The following is a 17,174-nucleotide window of genomic DNA, read 5'->3' on the forward strand; positions in this document are numbered from 1 at the left end:
GGGGAGGGGCCGGTGAGCGGCCGGAAGAGGATCCGGTGAACCACCGTCCTCCGGAGGAGTGGCGTCCGGGTGACCCGGGTGACCCGATCGAGGACGGAGCGATGCCGCCGGGGGAACCGGCGCACGAGTTCCCAACCCAGGAACCGCCGCCCGAACCCCCTTCCAACGGGGCCTACCAGTACGGCGGCCCGGCCCCCGAACCACAGCGGAGCGGCCAGCCCGAAGAGTCCCGGTACACCGGTAACCCGGATCAGCCCGTCTACTCCGGACAGCCAGACCATCCGCTCGGCGGTTCGCCAACCGGGCAACCCGCCGGTCAACCTCCTGGCCAACCGCCCGGCGAACCCCCGCCGGAACCCCCGGGGGGACACCCCACCGGGGCGCCGCCGGAGCCTCTGGACCCGGGCGAGATCTCCTACGGCCCCAGCGGTCCGGAGCAGGCCGGTTACGAGCACGCGGGCTACGCCCCCGGTTACGGCGAGTACCCGGGGGAGCCCGGCGTGCCCCAGACCCCGGGCGGTTACGGAGGGCCGGGGGGATACCAACCGCCGCCGCCCAAGAAGACCCCCTGGGGCAAGATCTTCGGGATCGGCTGCGGTGCCGTGCTGATCCTGCTCCTCCTCGTAGGCGGTTGCGGGGCACTGCTCCACCTGGTCGCCGACGCGGCTCCCCGGCCGCAGAGCGGCCCGGAGAACAGCGCGCCCGAGCAACCGGCCGAGGAGGAGGCCGGGGAGTCGGAAGCCGAGGTGACCGCCACCGGCACCGAGTTCGAGCCCAGCTCCCTCCATACGGACGGCGACTACACCAGCGTCGAGGTGTCGGTGACCAACGCGGGGGAGGCGGCCCTGGACGTCAATCCGCTCTACTTCACCGTCGTGGACGCCGAGGGTGCCGAACACGAACCGGGTGAGGCCATCTCGATGGACGACAACGAGATCGGGGTGCAGATCCTCGAGTCGGGCCAGAGCGCCAGCGGTGCGATCACTGTGGAAGGGGAGATCGAACCCGACCACGTGGTGTTCGAACCGTTCTTCACCGGCCCGGTCGAGGCCCCGGTGAGTTGACCGGTTGACGGCTTCCCGTTGGCGGGAAGCTCTGTCAGGGGGCGAGCGCGGGGTCGCGCAGCCACTCCGACAGGGCCTCCTGGCGTTCGCCGTCGCACTTGAGCGGACACGTGGTGCAGTAGCCGTGCTCGGGGTCGCCCTTGTAGTCGAAGCAGCAGGTACCGCGGACGGCCCAGGTACCCCGCGGGTGACCGGGTGCGAACGGGAAGAGCCGGGGGCGCTTGCGGGTGACCGCGCCCGCCTCTACCACTGCCTCGCCCAGTCGCGTGGCCAGGTCCCAGGCCTGTTCGGCGTCCTGGCCCAGGTAGCGGGCCGGGTTGAGCATGTAGAAGTGCAGGGTGTCGAGCACCCAGCCCCACAGGGTGCGCTTGCCCGCGCGCGAGTGCGCGTGCAGGGTGTCGAGCAGCGGTTCGAAGGTGGCGAACAGCGCCTCGGCGGCGAGCCGCAGCTGCTCGTCCTCGTCCCGGGCGACCACCGTGTCCGAGTGGTCGGCGGCCGGGTCGTCGTCCAGTACCGCGGTGCGCACGTCCACGACGACGGGCCTGCCGAACCTGGATCGGACGGTGTCCCAGGGCAGGTGGAGCGTGTCCGGGGTCAGGAGCGGGGCGCGTCCGGTCAGGTACAGGGAGGCGGCGACCAGGAAGACGGGTTCCCGCAGGGTGACCCGCAGGAAGTTGGTGGCGGCGGGGAGCCGGTGGCCGGGGCCGTGCTCGTTCCGGAGCTTGTCGAACAGGACCGGGAGCCAGTCCTGTTCGGTCATGGAGGTGACGGTGTGCCGTTGGACGCTGTCGGCCGGACTGCCGTGGAGGTCTTCGAGACGGGTGATCTCCGGCAACGGCGCGAACTTGAGCTGCGTGCAGACACTGCGGAGCGCGTCGAGCGGATCTGGTGTCACCGAAAAACCCTTCTTCGCATGGCGGAACCGGCGTCTCCGTGGGGGTGCTGTGGTCGCAGCTACCACCGGGGGACGGGTTCATCTGCGCCTCTTAAGTGAGGCTACCCTAATGAAGGCTGGCCTAGCAATGCGCCACGGGGCGAGTTTGCTGAATCCTGGCCGGTTTGTGTCGGGGAGAAGGGCTGTTCAGGGCGGGTGCGCGGCCCCGGTGACAGTGGGTTCGCGTAGATTGCGGCGGGTGTTCAGCCAGTGTGGGACGGTGCTGGCGTGCTGGAAGTGGCGCCGTTCTCACGGGTGGCCCGGGCGTGTCGGGTCCGTCGGCGAGACTTGCGGTACTGGAGCCGCCACTCGACGAACAGGAGCGGGAGGATCCAGGACAGGAAACTGCTGGCCGGGGCGATCGCCAGTCCCACCTTCGCCATATCGGCCCCATCCTGGACGTCCAGGAACGGCCACAGGCCGAGGATCAGCGTGAACACGATCACCCGGTTGAGGGCTATCGCGTACACCAGGACGAAGCTGCGCAGCATCCACTCGCGGTGCCGGGCGAACCTGCGCTGGCGGGCCATGCGGTAACCGATGAGGGTGAACGTCAGCCAGAGGACGGCCCACACGGTGTTGCTGATCGCGGTGCTTGTGCCGCTGTGGCTGAGCGGGGCGATCATCAGTGCGGGGATGCCCACGAAGGGGACCCCGAGCAGGACGTAGGTGCGTCCGCTCCAGCGGTGGACCCGCGGGTGGTTCGCCCGTAACCAGGGCCAGACCTGGAAGACGACCAGGCAGGTCAGTAACGCTCCGCCGAAGATGTGGGACAGCATCATCGGGTAGTGCCAGGCGATGTCCTCCCGGATCGGGAAGCGGGCAGTATCGGGGTCGAACGTGGTGTACGGCGGGATGCTGAAGGCGAGGAAAGTCAGGCTGAACAGGGCCAGCGGGATGATCCACGGCCGCTGCCACCAGGGAAGGGGCGGGGCTTGGCGTGTGGGGCGGTGGGCGGTTTCGGTGGTGGGGGGCGCCATACGGCCGGTCTCCTTGGCTGGTCGGCGGTGCTCGGTCAGTTACTGAGGCGGCGGAAGCGGCGCAGGGCCAGCGGTACGCACACAACGATCGCGGCGGTCGGGATGAACAGGGCCAGGAACAGGGCGTTCTCCGAGGGCCAGGCGTCCGAGGGCAGGGCCTGGCCGCCGAACAGCTCACGGATGGCGGTGACCACGGCGGACAGCGGGTTCCATTCGGCCACCGGGGCGAGCCAGGACGGCATCGCCGAAGACGGGACGAAGGCCGTGGACAGCATGGTCAGCGGCATGGCCAGCGGATAGACGATCGCGCCCACCGCGTCCGGGTTGGGCAGGAGCAGGCCGAGAAGGACCCCGAACCACACCAGTGCGAAGCGGAAGAGCAGCAGGACACCCGCGGCGGCCAGGATCCCGGGGACACCGTTCTCGAACTGCATGCCCATGAGGGCACCGCAAGCCAGCAGCAGTGCCACCTCGACGCAGGCTCGCGCCATATCGGTCAGGGTGCGGGCACCGAGGATCGCCATCGGTGACATGGGCATGGAGCGGAAGCGGCTCATGACGTCGCGTGTGCTGTCCCGATTGATGCCGGTCGCGGTCCCGGCGATACCGTTCACCATCACCATGGCGAGCATGGCGGGCACTAGGTACGCACGGTAGTTCTCGGTGCCCGCGCCGGACATGAGGTCGCCGAACAGGTAGCCGAACAGCAGGACCATGACCAGCGGCATGCTGAGCGCGATGATCACCTCGAACGGATCACGGGCCATGTGGCGCAGGTTGCGGTGGGTCAGGACCAGGATGTCCGACCACGTCTTGGTCCACCCCGGGGTGGTGTAGCGGGGCGGGAGCGCGCCGGTCAGCTGCGGGCGGGGAGCGGCACCGCCTTCGGCGGTAGGTGTGGTGGCGCTCATCGGGCGGCCCCCTCGGCGGTGGTGGCGGGCTGGGCGTCGGTGGCCGGTGCGCGGGTCGCGGCCCTGTCGGAACCGGAGTCGGCACCGTCACCGGAGTCGGTGGCGGGCGGCTCGGCGGGAGAGCCGGTCAGGCCGAGGAAGACCTCGTCCAGGCTGGGGCGGCGCACACCGATGTCGGCGATCCGGATCCCGGAGCCGTCCAGGGCGCGCACGGCCCCGGTCAGGGCGGCCATCCGGTCCTCGGCGGGCACGCTGATCCGCCGTTCGGCGGCGTGGACGTGCGGGCCGGCGTGCAGCGCGAGGCTCAGCAGATCGGCGACGGCGGTGAGGTCGGCGGGGTCGTGGACGAGTACGTCCAAGCGGTCACCGCCCACTTGCGACTTCAGGGAGTCCGGCGTGCCTTCGGCGATCACCCGGCCGTGGTCGATGACGGCGACCGAGTCGGCGAGCTGGTCGGCCTCCTCCAGGTACTGCGTGGTCAACAGCACGGTGGCCCCGCTGTCGACCAGGGTACGGACCGCGTCCCACACCCGGATGCGGCTGCGCGGGTCCAACCCGGTGGTGGGCTCGTCCAGGAACAGGATGCGGGGCTCCTGGATGAGGCTGACCGCCAGGTCGAGGCGGCGGCGCATCCCTCCGGAATATCCGCTGGCGGGGCGGTCGGCGGCGTCGCCGAGCTCGAATCGCTCCAGGAGCGTCTGGGCGCGCTCGCGTGCGCCGTGCCGGTCGAAGCCGTACAGGCGGCAGAACATCACGAGGTTCTCGCGGGCGGTCAGGAGTTCGTCGACGGAGGCGAACTGCCCGGTCAGCCCGATGACGGACCTGACCTTCTCTGCCTCGGTGAGGATGTCGTGGCCGCCGACGGCGGCGGTTCCCGCGTCGGGTCGCACCAGGGTGGCCAGTGCCCGAACGGCGGTGGTCTTGCCCGCGCCGTTGGGTCCGAGCAGGCCCAGGACGGTGCCGGCGGCGACGGTGAGGTCGAGCCCGTCCAGGGCCCGGGTACCGCCGTAGCGCTTGTGGAGGCCTCTGGCACGGATAGCCGGCGGTGCTGACTCAGTCATACTGCGTTCCCCATAAACTGTGTATGCCATCTACTAATTTGTTTAAGTAATACACAGATCTAGGATGGGTGTCAACCGAGTACCGGGAGCCGGTGGTCCGCACCGGTACCCGGCGTCGAAGAGCAGTACGGACGACTGGTGGGGTATGACGAGCGAGCAACAACCGACGACCGGGCTCAGCCGGGAGATCGAACTCCTGTGGGGACTCAAGGAGGCCGCCAAGCGCGGACCCAAGCCCAAACTCAGCCGGGAGGCGATCGTCGACGCCGCGATCGGGATCGCCGACGCGGAAGGGCTGGACTCCGTCTCCATGCAGCGCGTGGCCAAGCAGCTCGGCTACACCACCATGTCGCTCTACCGGCACGTGGACAGCAAAGAAGACCTGCTCGCCCTCATGAGTGACGCGGCCATGCACCGGCCGCCGCCGGAGCCGTGTGCCGACCGCGACTGGCGAACCGGGGTGGAGCAGTGGTGCCACGAGGCGCTGGCCCAGTACCGCAACCACCCGTGGGTGGCCTACGTCCCGCAGTCCGGCCCGCCCTCCGGCCCCAACGGGCTCAGGTGGATGGAGGCCGGGCTCCGCGAGATCACCGCCTCCGGACTCACCTTCGCCGAGTCACTGGAGATCCTGCTGCTGCTGTCGTACACGCTCCGGGACGTGCTCCGCATGGAGCACGACATGGCGCTGGCCGCCCAGGCGCACGGCACCACCGTGGCGGAGAACGAGGACGGATGGGTGGAGAGCCTGCGCCGGGTCCTCGACCCCGAGGAGTTCCCGACGGTCCTGCGCACCTTCGACGAGGGCACGTTCGATGAGCTGCCCCCCGGCTACTCGCGGCACAGCGGGCCGGCGGCGGGCCTGGACTTCTCCCTCCACCGCATCCTCGACGGGGTCGAGGCCTACGTGCGCTCCCGGCGCGAGGACTGACCCAGCGCCTCGGCGATCGCCGCCACTGTCGCCTTGGCGGCCCGGCCGACCCCGATGATCGTGGCCGAGGCCGGACCGGTCCATTCGCCGTACCCGAGCGGATACAGGCGGGGCTCGGCCGCGGCCCGGTGGCCGTCCATCACGATCCGCCCGTCGGCGCCGCGCACCCCGAGCGGTTCCAGGTGGTCCAGCACCGGCCGGAAACCCGTGCACCAAAGCACGGCGTCACACCCGAACTCGGTGCCGTCCGCCCAGGCCACCCCGTGCCTGGTGAGCCGGTCGAACATCGGCTCAGCTTTCAGCGCACCCCGTTCGCGGGCCTCCCGCACGCTCGGCACCGCCACGATGTCTCCGAGGTCGGCGAGACCCGCGGGCCCCGGTCCACCCGCCTCCCGGGCACGCGTCCGCCGCGTCGCGAGCTCGAACAGCGCGCTTCCGTCCAACTCCTCGGGCAGGAACCGAGGCGGGCGCGGCGTGGCCCACACGGCCTCGGCCACCGGTGAGAGTTCGGCGAGGATCTGGGCCGCCGAGTTGCCGCCGCCCACCACCACGACCCGCATCCCGGCCAGCTGCGCCGGGTTCCGGTAGTCCACGGTGTGGAGCTGGCGGCCCTCGAACACCCCGCGGCCGGGAACGTCCGGAATCCGCGGCGCCCGCCAGGTCCCGGTCGCGCTGATCACGTGCCCGGCCAGCCACGATCCCCGGTCGGACACCACCCGCAGCAGGTCACCGGCGGGCTCCACCCGCCCGACCCGGACCGGTCTGCGCACCGGGAGCTCGTAGCGCTGTTCGTAGGCGGCGAAGTACTCCACCACGTGCCGGGCCGAGGGATACTCCTGGCCGGGCTCCTCGGGCATCCACCAGCCGGGCAGGGGGCTGTGCGCGGCCGTTGAGAAGAGCCGCAGCGAATCCCAGAACGACACCCACGAGCCACCGGGCCCCTCCCCGTCGTCGAGGATGACGAAGTCCAGCCCGCGCCGCCGCAGGAAATACCCGGAGGCCAGCCCGGCCTGCCCGCCGCCGACCACCACCACGTCGTACACGTGCTCGCCCACTCGGCCATCCCCTCACTCCGCTGAGCCCCAGCGGGGCGAGGCTATCCGAACGGGGTGCTCCGGGGCGGGTGCCGCCCGGGAATCAGCGGATCAGGACCAGGTGGTGGCGGCTCAGCACGGCCACCACCTGGGCGCACACCTCCACCTCCACGCCCGCGCGGTCGGCCAGCTCCGCCACGGACAGCTCCCGGTGCTCGGCGATCGCCCCCAACACCGGTTCCGTCACGACGGGCAGCCGGTACCGCTTACCGGCCACCGTGAGCGCCACCCTGGCGTCCTCGCCCGTCCCCTCGTGCTCCAGTGGCGGGGGCAGGATCGGCACGAACTCCACGCGGGCCTCGGCGTGGGGTGTGCCCTCCTCCACCGGCCATGGCAGCGAGAACGACGTACGGCGGGGGAAGCGCGCGTCGCGTTCGGCGAGGAAGGCGTCCAGATCCATCCCCTCGGCCAGCTCCGTGATCCGGGCCACCAGTTCGTGGCGGTGCTTGCGCCGGGCGTCCGGGTCGGCGAACCGGGGCAGGTCCTGCCGGAACGATTCCTCCTCGAAAAGCTTCCGCACCAGTGCGTCCGCCCAGTCGATCCCGGTCGCCCGGGTGAAACCGAAGGTCAGGTGCATACTCACCTCACCGGTACCCGTCACCGTGTGCCACCAGCCGCGCGGCACGTGGATCACCTGCCCGGGACGCAGCACTCCCTCCCACACCGTGTGCAGTTCCCCGTCGGCGTCCCGGGGCGGGGTGTGAGAGTGGTCGGTGTCGTTCTTCATCGGGTGCGGTCGCGTACCCGGGCCGTGCACCTGCCAGTGCTTGGTCCCCTCCACCTGGACGATCACCGTGTCGTGGTCGTCCCAATGGGTGTCGAACCCCCGGGATTCCCCCCAGATCAAGTACAGGTTGGCCTGCGCGCGTTCACGCGTCAGCCGCATCAGGTCGTCGGCGGCCGCGCCGATCGGCGGGTGCATCCGGTCCATCCCGTCCAGCACCAGGCTCGCCCCGGCGCGCAGCTCCCGGTACAGCGACTCCGGGCGCACGATCCGACGGGAGGTCCGCGAGGCCGTCCCCTGCTCGGTATAGCGGTCGACCGGCACCGGCGCCCCGTCCCGGTGCAGCCGCAGCCGCGGCGGCTCGGGGGCACAGGTGGCCAGCATCCGGTTGAGGTCGTCGAAGGTCAGCAGTGAACGCACGGCGTCCGTGCCCAGGTCGGCGAAGACGAACTCCTCCGACAAGCGGGTGGTGAGGGCGTCGCGGCCCACGACGTCGCACAGGTTTCGGGTGAACAGGTGGCCGGGATCGGCGGTCACGGCGGTCCTTTCCGGAACGGACGGGTCGGATGGGCGCGCGGATTCACCCCGCGGAGGGGTGTGGAGATTCGGGGAGCGGGGGACGGAGCGGGTGGGAAGGACCCGCCCGGCCCGGGACGTGGCAGCCGGGACGGGCGGGACCGGATCAGATGAAGTCCGAGCTGGAGTCGGTGCCGTCACTGTCGCCGCCCGCGGTGATGTCGCGGGAGGTCACCTCCGCCAGGTCCTCGACCTCAACCTCGATGGGGTCCATACCGCACCTCGCTTTCTGTGTGCCGTTGTTCCTCATGGCCGGGGCTCGCCCGGGCACCGTCAGCGCCCGGTCAGCCCCGTTCTGTGGGCCGCGAACGCGTGTGCGTCGGCGGCCAGTCCGACAGCTCTGCTCACCGAGCGCGGGCCGTGGCCGACGTCGCGCTCGTAGCGGAGCAGGGCAGGTGGCCGTGCGCGCCCCTCACCGGCGGCGGCCAGCAGAGCCGCGCACATCTTGCGCGGGTGGGCGGCGTCGGTCCGGGTGTCGCCGTGGAACCCGGTGAGCAAGACACTTGGATACTGCAGGCCCGGCGTGCGCAGGGCGCTCTCCAACGCCCGGTGGTAGGGGGAGTAGGACATCAGGGCGGCGAAGTCCTCGGGGTCGGACGCGGTGCCGAACTCCCTCGTCCACATCCGGCCCAGCCCCAGGCGTTCGAAGCGCGCCATGTCCGCGAGCGGGGCCGAGGCGATCACCGCCGAGCACAGGTCCGGGCGGGCGGTGGCGGCGGCCAGGACCAGCAGTCCACCGGCCGAACCGCCGGAAAGGCACAGCTGCCCGCGCCTGCACCACCCTGCGGAGACCAGGGCGTCGGCCGTGGCTACCAGGTCCTCCACGGCGCGCGGCTTGCGCCGGCCCGAACCCTCGAGGTGCCACCGGCGTCCGGCGTCGCCGCCCCCGCGGACGTGGGCCACGGCGTAGCGGCCGCCGGACCGCAACCAGGCCAGAACGGTCGCGCTGAACCCGAACTGGCGCGGGCGCCCGAAGCCGCCGTAGGCGTGCAGGATGGTCGGCCCGGGGCCCGAACCGCCCGAGGCGTCGAAAACGGTGACCGGTACCCGGGTGCCGTCCTCGGACCGGCACCACACCACGGTCCGCTCAACGGAGGGAGAGGGCGGCCGGTCGGGGGTGTCGGCTTCGGTGGCTTCCGGGGCTGGTGGCCACGCGGTGGGCCTTCGCCCGTCAGGGCCCAGACGCAGCACCTTCTGCTGGGTGGCCACGTCCGCGTAGCCGAGGTACAGGGCGCCGTCGGGGGCGGACTCGGGGGTGGACACCATGCCTTCACCGGGCAGTTCCACCGCGTGGCGGCGGGCCCCGGTGGCGGCGTCGTGCACGGCGGCCTCGCTGATGCCCAGCCGGGTCCGGACCACCAGCAGGGCCGGACCCCGCGCGCTCGAGTGGGGGCAGAAGGCGTCCAATGTGGCTCGGGGGGACTCGGGTACGACCTCGCGCCACCGCTCGGGTCCGGGACCGCCGGTGCGCCTGTCGGTGTGCCCGTCCGAGTCTTCGCCGGTCGGCCCGTCCGTGTACTCGGCGGGGTCGACCACGCAGATCCGGCGCCGGGGGGAGTCCAAGGTGGTGCGCAGGTACAGCAGGCCGTCCGGGCCCAACCGTGCCTCGGTCTCGGCCTCCGGGCCCACCTGGACCGGGCGGAACACGGGCCGCTCCGGCGGGTCCTTGTCCAGGTCGGCCAGCCACAGGTCGGTGCGGTGACCGGTGCCGTGGCTCTCGGTCACCAGCAGCCAGCGGTCGCCCAGGACCCGCACACCGGGGACCGTTCCAGGCCCGGTGCAGTCGTGTACGAGAGTCTCGGCGCCGTCGGTGATCCGGCGCAGCCACACGCCTCGTACCCCCTGTGCGCCGTCGCGACGCACGTAGTAGAAGGAACGCCCCTCCCCGGGCAGCCAGGCCACGTGTGAGTAGCGGACCCCCGGCACGGCCGGGCCCACCGGGGCCCCGTCCGCCGCGCGGATCACGCGCAGCCCGCCTCGTTCCACGCCGCCGGAGGAGGTCTGGAGGGCGACGAGGCGTCCGTCGGGGCTGGGTTCCCAGGCGTCCAGGGTGGTGCGTCCGCTCGGGTCGTCGGCGCTGGGATCGTAGACGGTGTGCGGTACCCCTGGGGCCGTGGTGGGGGAGTCCGGGTGCGCGGAGGGGGACTCTGGCGCGGCGGGAGAGCGGTGAGCGGCGACGGGGTCGGTGCGCCACACGACCAGACGCGGGTGCTCGCCCCCGGCGGGGCGCACGGTCGCGAACACGGAGCCGGAGCGGTGGGTGGGTCCGGACCACAGGTCGGTGGCCACCAGGGAGCGGATACGCGCGGCCAGCGGCTCGCGCAGGGGCCAGGAGCCCGCCGCGCGCTCGTACTCGCGGCCGCGCTCCTCGAGCCAGCGGAGGGTCTCGGGCGAGTCGGCCGACTCGAGCCAGCGGTAGGGGTCCGGCACGGGGCAGCCGTGCAGGGTGTCGACGACCGACGTGGGGTCGGGGGCGAGGGCGACTCCGGGGGCTCGGTTGCGCACCTTCACATGTTTGAGCCGCCGCGACACGACGGTCAAGGAAGAGATGCCTGGCCTGCTGCAACAGGAATGTCACCGAAAGGGAAGGTTTGCGGGTGCGGCCAGGGCGGACTGCGCGGGCGGGAACCGGGATCGGGTAGGGACGGGAGAGAAGTTCATCTGAGGGGGAGACCATGGAGAACACCGTGCACGGCACTCCGGCGCCGAGCAGGTCACTGGTCGCAGCGGCCGGTTTCGCGCTGGCCGTTCTGGCGACGGCGCTCGCCGGGGGTGCCGCGGCGGCAGGGTCGAGCGGCGTCTACGCGAGCCTCGAACTTCCTGCCTGGGCCCCGCCCGCCCAACTGTTCAGCCCGGTGTGGATCGCCTTGTACGTGCTCATCGCGGCGGCGGGCTGGCTCGTGTGGCGGGCGTCCGGGATCCAGGGGGCCGGGGCCTTCCTCACCGTCTACGCCGTCCAGCTGGCGCTGAACGCCGCGTGGACCCCGCTCTTCTTCGGGGCGGGCCTGTACGGGGCCGCGCTCATCGACATCGTGCTCTTGGCGGTCGCGGTCGCCGTGACCATCGTGCTGGCCTGGCGGCACAGCCGGACGGCGGCCCTCCTGCTCGCCCCCTACCTGGCGTGGGTCGTCTTCGCCAGTGCGCTCAACGCCGCGATCTGGGTCGGAAACTGAGCCGCTGACCCGAGACGGTGCGTGAGCGGCGGTCAGCGGCGGGAAGCGGTCCGGCCGAAAAGAAGCGCGGGCGGCACCTGGGAGGGGATTCGGGTGCCGCCCGCGCGGGCTCACGACGGGTTCTAGACGTTGTCGGGGTGGCCGATCGCCAGACCGCTGTCCTGGTCGAAGAAGTGCAGCTGGCTGATGTCCACCGACAGGCTGATGGTGCTGCCCGGGCGCACGCTGCTGCGCGGGCTCACGCGGGCGGTGAACTGCGAGCGGCTGTCACCCAGGGGCAGGGCGGCTTCGGCGGCTTCCTCGCCGTCACCGGCCGCGTCCTTGGCGAGCGCGGCCGCGTCCTCGTGGCGCACCGGCGGGGCGTCGATGCCGAAGATCACGTTGATCTCCGTGCCCAGCTCCTCGGTGATGTCGGCGGTGACGTCGATGCGCGGACCGGTGTTGCCGTCGAATTCGGCGTCGTTGAAGTCCGAGGGGCGGATACCGAGGATGACCTTGCGGCCCACGTAGTCGTTCAGGTGCGAGCGCTCGTTGAGGAAGTCGGCGCTGAGCGGGAGCTCGTGGTCGGCGAACTTGAGCACCGCGCCCTCGCCGTCGCGGGAGAGCTCGGCGTCGACGAAGTTCATCGCGGGGGAGCCGATGAACCCGGCCACGAACAGGTTGACGGGGGAGTCGAAGAGGCGCTTGGGGGTGTCGACCTGCTGGAGGCGGCCGTCGCGCAGCACCGCGACCCGGTCGCCGAGGGTCATGGCCTCGATCTGGTCGTGGGTGACGTAGACGGTGGTGACGCCCAAGCGCTCGTGGAGCTGGTTCAGGGAGGCGCGCATCTGCACGCGCAGCTTGGCGTCCAGGTTGGACAGGGGCTCGTCCATGAGGAAGGCGCGCGGCTCGCGGACGATGGCGCGGCCCATCGCCACGCGCTGGCGCTGACCGCCGGAGAGGGCACCGGGCTTGCGCTTGAGGTAGGGCTCAAGGCCGAGCATCTCCGCGGCCTCGCCGACACGGCGGGCGATCTCGCTCTTGGCGACCTTGCGCAGTTTCAGTCCGAAGGCGAGGTTCTGCTCGACGCTCATGTGGGGGTAGAGCGCGTAGTTCTGGAAGACCATCGCGATGTCGCGGTCCTTGGGCGGCCGGTCGTTGACGATCTCGTCACTGATCACCAGGGTGCCGCCGGAGATCTCCTCCAGACCCGCGATCATGCGCAGCGCGGTCGACTTGCCACAGCCGGAGGGGCCGACGAGCACCATGAACTCGCCGTCGTTGATCTGGAGGTTCAGGTCGTCTACGGCTTTGACGTCGCCGCCGTAGATCTTGTCGACGCCTTCGAGGACGATCTCCGCCATGGTTGGGCTCCCGCTCTGGGTCGGTGGTGTGGCGTGACGGTGGGGGATCTCGTGGCCGACGATCCGTCCACCCCGGCCTAACTTTCGAAGTTGATCGAAGTGGGCTGGTTTGTTGATCACATCAGACATGATTGCGATCAGATTGTCCAGAGCGTGTAATGTTTCGATCCGATTGCGGTCATGCACAAACCACCGGAGGTTAACTGGCGTGCTGGCCCCAGGTGCGTTAGCCTGTCCGACGGTTCATCACTTTCTTCCCTCCCATCACTTGACGCGGCAGCCACGACACGGCGGCTGAGTTGAGACAAGGGGTCGGGGAGTCTGGGTAGCCTAACGACCAGTCCAGCACTGGACGGACCGGTTGTGCGGCCCCCGCTCGTCCGATTGGACGCTGCACCACGCGCCAGGTGCAGTTGGGATCGGGTGAGGGGCGGAGTACCGCGACCGGGCGGGGGGTTGGACCCGGAAAAGGCCCGAACATCCAGTAGACAACGGTATTCCGAGCTCGCCGCCTACGGGACGGAGCCGGTCCGAAGGGTGGCTCGGGCCTTTTCCGCGTCCCCCCAATATGCTGACCGCTAGGACCCTCTCGAACCAGCGGAAAGCGAGCACCCCACGTGGTTGCCGAGCACACGGGGTCGGGCACAGCCCCGGCCTCCGACGGACCCCCGCCGAACACCACGGCACCGGAACCGAAGGCGCGGGCCACGACGTGGTCCCCCTTGGCCCCGGGGCACCGCTGGGGCCGCTACGACCTCCTCTGGCGGGTCCTGGCCGCGATCGGCTCGGGCCTGGCCCAGCTCTTCGCACTGCCCCCGTACGGCCTGTGGTGGCTGGGGCCGCTCAGCGCCGCCCTCCTGCTCGTGGCCGTGGGCGGCACGCGGATGCGCCGAGCCGCCTGGCTGGGCGCCCTGTCCGGCGCGACCCTCATGGTCCCGCTGGTCAGCTGGCAGGACATCTTCGGCATCGACGTCTGGCTGGCCATCGCCGGGGCCGAGACCGTCTACTTCATCCCCATGGCCATGGGCCTGGCCATGGTCGTGCGCCTGCCCTACTGGCCGCTGTGGACGGCCGCCCTGTGGGTGGCGCAGGAGGCCCTGCGTGCCCGCTGGCCGCTCGGGGGCTTCCCTTGGGGCAAGCTCGCCTTCGCCCAGCCGGACACGCCCTTCGTCGGCTACGCGGCGCTGGGCTCCTCACCGCTGGTCACCTTCGCGGTCGCCCTCACCGGCGCGATGCTGCTGTGGACGGTCCTGCGCGCCGTACCCGCCAGAGGGAAGGCGAGAGTGCTCCTTCCGGCCGTTGGGCTGGCCACGAGCGCCGCTATCGTCCTGGGCGGCCTCGTGGCGCCCGCGATCGGCCGCCCGGCCCCGCAGGAGGACGTCACGGTCGGCATGGTCCAGGGCAACGTCCCCAACGTGGGCGAGATGTCCGTTCTCGGTGAGCGCATGCAGGTACTGGAGAACCACGCGGCCGGGGTCCACGAACTCGCTGACGCGGTCCGCGGCGGCGAGTACCCCGAACCGGACATGGTGCTGCTGCCGGAGAACGCCAGTGACATCGACCCCTACCGGGAACCCGAGGCCGAGCAGCTCATCAGCGACGCCGCGGCCGACGCGGGCGTCCCCCTGCTGTGGGGGATGAGCCGCTACAACGACGACGGCTCCCGCTACGTGCAGAGCGTGGTCTGGGACCCCGAGACCGGGCCGGGCGACGTCTACGAGAAGCGCTACCTCGTCCCGTTCGGCGAGTACATCCCCGCCCGCGAGTTCTTCACCCAGTTCGTCGCCCGGTTGGAGCAGGTCAGCTCAGACGCCATCCCCGGCACCGAGCCCGGGAACCTCGACATCGCGGACAGCACCCTGGCCGTGGGGATCTGCTTCGACGTGGCCTTCGACCCGCCGGTGCGCGAAGCGGTGGCCGAGGGCGGGCAGGTCATCGTGATCCCCACCAACAACGCTAACTACAACTTCACCGGGCAGACCAACCAGCAGCTGGCCATCACCCAGCTGCGCGCGGTCGAGCACGGTCGGCCCGCCGTGGTGGTCTCCACCAGCGGGGTCAGCGCCGTGGTCGAGCCCGACGGCAGCGTCGTCTACGAGTCGCCCGAGGCCGAACCCGACATCCACGTGGCCGAGGTCACCGCCATGGACGGCCCCACCGTGTCCACCAGGCTCGGCTCGGCCCCAGAGGCCCTGATCGCCGCTCTCGGCCTGGCCGCGGTCGGCGCCTCGATCTACCTGAGCCGGCGGTCCCGCGCGTGAGGAAGGCCTTGGCGGGAACCATGAACACCACGGACACGTTCTCCCCATCAGGGAGCGATTCGCTTTCGGCCCACGACTCTGAGGATGGATCACGATGCCGCTGCTGATTGTGCTGGCGTTGATGGCACTGCCGTTCCTTGAAGTCTGGCTGATGATCTGGATCGGCGGCGAGGTCGGTGTCTTGTGGACCCTCGCCGCGCTCGTCTCACTGATGATCCTGGGCTTCGCTGTCCTGCGCCGCACCGGCCAGGCGCTGCGCAAGGTCATCCAGGACGCCGACGAGGCGATGCGCGGCGGTGAGCAGCCGCGCAAGGGTCTGCTGGATCCGCTGATGCTCATGGCCGGCGGCATCCTGCTGGTCATCCCGGGCTTCATCACCGCGGCACTCGGCGTGCTGCTGGTCACCCCGGTCACCCGCCCCGCCCTGCGCTGGGTCTTCGCTGTTTGGGCCGCCCGCAGGATGCAGAAGATGCAGGAGCGCATGAACGAGGAGTTCGTGGTGCGCGGCGCCACGATCCCCAACCAGGGCCAGGGCCCCTTCGGCCCGGGAGCTCCGGGGGGTCCGGGCGCGCAGGGGAGCCCCTTTGGCCAGAACCCGGGCGGCGCGGACCAGGACCAGCCCACCACCAACCGGGGCCGCGTCATCAAAGGCCAGTTCGAGACCGACGAGGACGACAGGAACTAACCTCCCCGCTCCCGGGGCGGGCGCGCCCCCAAGGAGCAACGAGGCCCGCCGCGAACCACCCCGCGGCGGGCCTCGTCATCGCAGAGCACTTTTCGGCCGTTTCACGGGTACCCTTATATGAAAATCTATATAGTCAGCCCGTGGATGAGCCCTGGAAGATCGAGATCGAACCGGAGGTCCGACAGTGGCTGGAGCTTCTCTCAGATGCGCACTACGACAAGGTCGAGCGGGCGGCCGACATGTTGGCAGGTCGGCCGACCTCCCTCGGTGAACCGTATTCACGTCACCTCGGGGGCAAGCTACGGGAACAGCGTTTCACCATGGACGGCAGCGCGGTGCGCATCACGTACTGGCTTGCCTCCGAGAGACGAATCATCCTGTTGACCGTGTTCCGCAAGACACGCCAGCGAGAGAGAAGTGAGGTAGAGCGGGCTCGACAGGTTCAGAAGGAGTGCGAGGCACAGCACGGCAGTGCCGAGCACGAATACGACCGGGCCGCCTACAGTTCGGAGAACCCGTGAACCACTCACAGTGGCGTACGCGCCGGACCAGAAAGCTGTTGGATGAACAGGTGGAGGAGTCCTCCGCCTATGTCGAAGCGGGATACGCCTTCGCGTTGGGCCAGGCCGTCTACGACCGGCGGACCGAACTCGGGTTGTCGCAGGCGGAGCTGGCCCGGCGCGCGCGGATGACCCAGCCCCAGATCTCCAACATCGAGGGCGGGGACTCTGTGCCGACCCTGCCGTTGCTCACGCGACTTGCCGGTGCCCTGGACGCGTCGATGTCCATCAGCCTTGACGGCGACACCTCGGTGTTCCGCTTCATCTCCCATGACGGTCCCGAACAGGGCGAATCCGGGTCCAGCGGGCGTTTCTCCGCTGCGTAAGACCCCATAGGACGCAGGGGCGGCCTGACGAGGACGACAGGAACTAACCTCCCCGCGGCGGGCCCCGTCATGGTTTACCCCGGGTTGGCGTCGGCACGGTGCGCGGGATAGCTCTGAACTGGCATCCTCGGGGGCCGGGCGCGAGCAACTGGCGCCGACTCTCCCGCCTCGAGCTGACCACACGGGAGGGCATCCGCAACCCCAGGGAGTAAGGCATGAGTGTGCGCATCCCCGAGCCTGTGGCCTCGTTCGTCGGCAGCGTCAACAACCACGACGAACAGGCCTTCTTGGACGCCTTCACCGAGGACGGGGTGGTGGACGACTGGGGGCGCGAATTCCAGGGACGCGAGGCCATCAAGGCGTGGAGTGACGGAGAGTTCATCGGCGCCAAGGGAATCCTGAGCGTCCAGTCGGCGCAGCCCACCGACGAAGGGGTCACGTTGGTGGGTGACTGGCGGTCCAACCACGCCAACGGCCTCAGCTCGTTCGCCTTCACCATCGAAGGGGACCGGATCGCCCGCATGACCATCCGCGAGGGCTGACCGGCCGCCTTC

General features: G+C 70.5%; 16 protein-coding genes. 8 read left to right on the top strand and 8 right to left on the bottom strand.

From position 1 onward, the window contains the following. The first annotated feature begins 35 nt into the window (after positions 1-35). Entirely contained in the window at positions 36-1,064 is a 1,029-nt protein-coding gene (locus ACYVD1_RS19475; RefSeq protein WP_460774682.1) for a DUF4352 domain-containing protein, read from the top strand. A gap of 34 nt (positions 1,065-1,098) precedes the next feature. On the opposite strand, the gene ACYVD1_RS19480 is transcribed toward ACYVD1_RS19475, so the two are convergent. The 4 genes from ACYVD1_RS19480 to ACYVD1_RS19495 all read right to left on the bottom strand — a co-directional run bounded on the left by ACYVD1_RS19480 (position 1,099) and on the right by ACYVD1_RS19495 (position 4,950). Next, the gene (locus tag ACYVD1_RS19480; protein WP_460774685.1) at positions 1,099-1,959 is read right to left on the bottom strand and encodes a (2Fe-2S)-binding protein; all 861 of its coding nucleotides are present in this window, start codon (positions 1,957-1,959) and stop codon (positions 1,099-1,101) included. Between the two features lie 242 nt (positions 1,960-2,201). Continuing rightward, positions 2,202-2,978 (bottom strand): DUF2306 domain-containing protein, encoded by a 777-nt coding sequence (locus tag ACYVD1_RS19485; protein ID WP_460774687.1) that lies wholly within the window; start codon positions 2,976-2,978, stop codon positions 2,202-2,204. Positions 2,979-3,013: 35 nt separating this feature from the next. After that, a complete protein-coding gene (locus ACYVD1_RS19490; protein WP_460774690.1) occupies positions 3,014-3,889 on the bottom strand; it encodes an ABC transporter permease in 876 nt (291 codons plus the stop codon). Beyond that, positions 3,886-4,950, bottom strand: coding sequence for an ATP-binding cassette domain-containing protein (locus ACYVD1_RS19495; protein ID WP_460774693.1), 1,065 nt, complete (start codon positions 4,948-4,950; stop codon positions 3,886-3,888). Before ACYVD1_RS19495 ends, ACYVD1_RS19490 begins: the two co-directional genes overlap by 4 nt. Positions 4,951-5,095: 145 nt before the next feature. On the opposite strand from ACYVD1_RS19495, the gene ACYVD1_RS19500 reads away from it, so the two are divergent. Continuing rightward, positions 5,096-5,878, top strand: a complete 783-nt coding sequence (locus ACYVD1_RS19500) for a TetR/AcrR family transcriptional regulator (RefSeq protein ID WP_460774698.1) — start codon at positions 5,096-5,098, stop codon at positions 5,876-5,878. Here ACYVD1_RS19500 and ACYVD1_RS19505 read toward each other — a convergent pair. The 3 genes from ACYVD1_RS19505 to ACYVD1_RS19515 form a co-directional block, all read right to left on the bottom strand. Then, positions 5,851-6,933 (bottom strand): ArsO family NAD(P)H-dependent flavin-containing monooxygenase, encoded by a 1,083-nt coding sequence (locus ACYVD1_RS19505; protein ID WP_460774700.1) that lies wholly within the window; start codon positions 6,931-6,933, stop codon positions 5,851-5,853. The genes ACYVD1_RS19500 and ACYVD1_RS19505 overlap by 28 nt on opposite strands. 82 nt (positions 6,934-7,015) lie before the next feature. Further along, a complete protein-coding gene (locus tag ACYVD1_RS19510) occupies positions 7,016-8,233 on the bottom strand; it encodes a JmjC domain-containing protein (protein WP_460774702.1) in 1,218 nt (405 codons plus the stop codon). Positions 8,234-8,545: 312 nt separating this feature from the next. Then, positions 8,546-10,777, bottom strand: a complete 2,232-nt coding sequence (locus tag ACYVD1_RS19515) for a prolyl oligopeptidase family serine peptidase (RefSeq protein ID WP_460774706.1) — start codon at positions 10,775-10,777, stop codon at positions 8,546-8,548. Positions 10,778-10,947: 170 nt separating this feature from the next. On the opposite strand from ACYVD1_RS19515, the gene ACYVD1_RS19520 reads away from it, so the two are divergent. Continuing rightward, positions 10,948-11,445: a TspO/MBR family protein gene (locus tag ACYVD1_RS19520; RefSeq protein ID WP_460774710.1), complete on the top strand. Its 498-nt coding sequence runs from the start codon at positions 10,948-10,950 to the stop codon at positions 11,443-11,445. Between the two features lie 122 nt (positions 11,446-11,567). Here ACYVD1_RS19520 and ACYVD1_RS19525 read toward each other — a convergent pair whose 3' ends face one another. Beyond that, the gene (locus ACYVD1_RS19525; protein WP_460774714.1) at positions 11,568-12,788 is read right to left on the bottom strand and encodes an ABC transporter ATP-binding protein; all 1,221 of its coding nucleotides are present in this window, start codon (positions 12,786-12,788) and stop codon (positions 11,568-11,570) included. Positions 12,789-13,405: 617 nt separating this feature from the next. Between ACYVD1_RS19525 and lnt the strand changes: the two genes are divergently transcribed. From lnt to ACYVD1_RS19550, 5 genes are all read left to right on the top strand, one after another. Then, positions 13,406-15,049, top strand: coding sequence for an apolipoprotein N-acyltransferase (gene lnt, locus ACYVD1_RS19530; RefSeq protein ID WP_460774717.1), 1,644 nt, complete (start codon positions 13,406-13,408; stop codon positions 15,047-15,049). Between the two features lie 94 nt (positions 15,050-15,143). Continuing rightward, a complete protein-coding gene (locus tag ACYVD1_RS19535) occupies positions 15,144-15,734 on the top strand; it encodes an FxsA family protein (protein WP_460774720.1) in 591 nt (196 codons plus the stop codon). A gap of 140 nt (positions 15,735-15,874) precedes the next feature. Then, on the top strand, positions 15,875-16,255 hold the full coding sequence (locus ACYVD1_RS19540; RefSeq protein ID WP_460774723.1) for a type II toxin-antitoxin system RelE/ParE family toxin: 381 nt from the start codon (positions 15,875-15,877) through the stop codon (positions 16,253-16,255). Further along, positions 16,252-16,620, top strand: a complete 369-nt coding sequence (locus ACYVD1_RS19545) for a helix-turn-helix domain-containing protein (protein ID WP_460774726.1) — start codon at positions 16,252-16,254, stop codon at positions 16,618-16,620. The genes ACYVD1_RS19540 and ACYVD1_RS19545 overlap by 4 nt, the downstream gene beginning before the upstream one ends. A 215-nt stretch (positions 16,621-16,835) precedes the next feature. Further along, the gene (locus ACYVD1_RS19550) at positions 16,836-17,162 is read left to right on the top strand and encodes a nuclear transport factor 2-like protein (RefSeq protein WP_460774728.1); all 327 of its coding nucleotides are present in this window, start codon (positions 16,836-16,838) and stop codon (positions 17,160-17,162) included. Positions 17,163-17,174 lie beyond the last annotated feature (12 nt).

The sequence above is a fragment of the Nocardiopsis nanhaiensis genome (assembly GCF_054778635.1).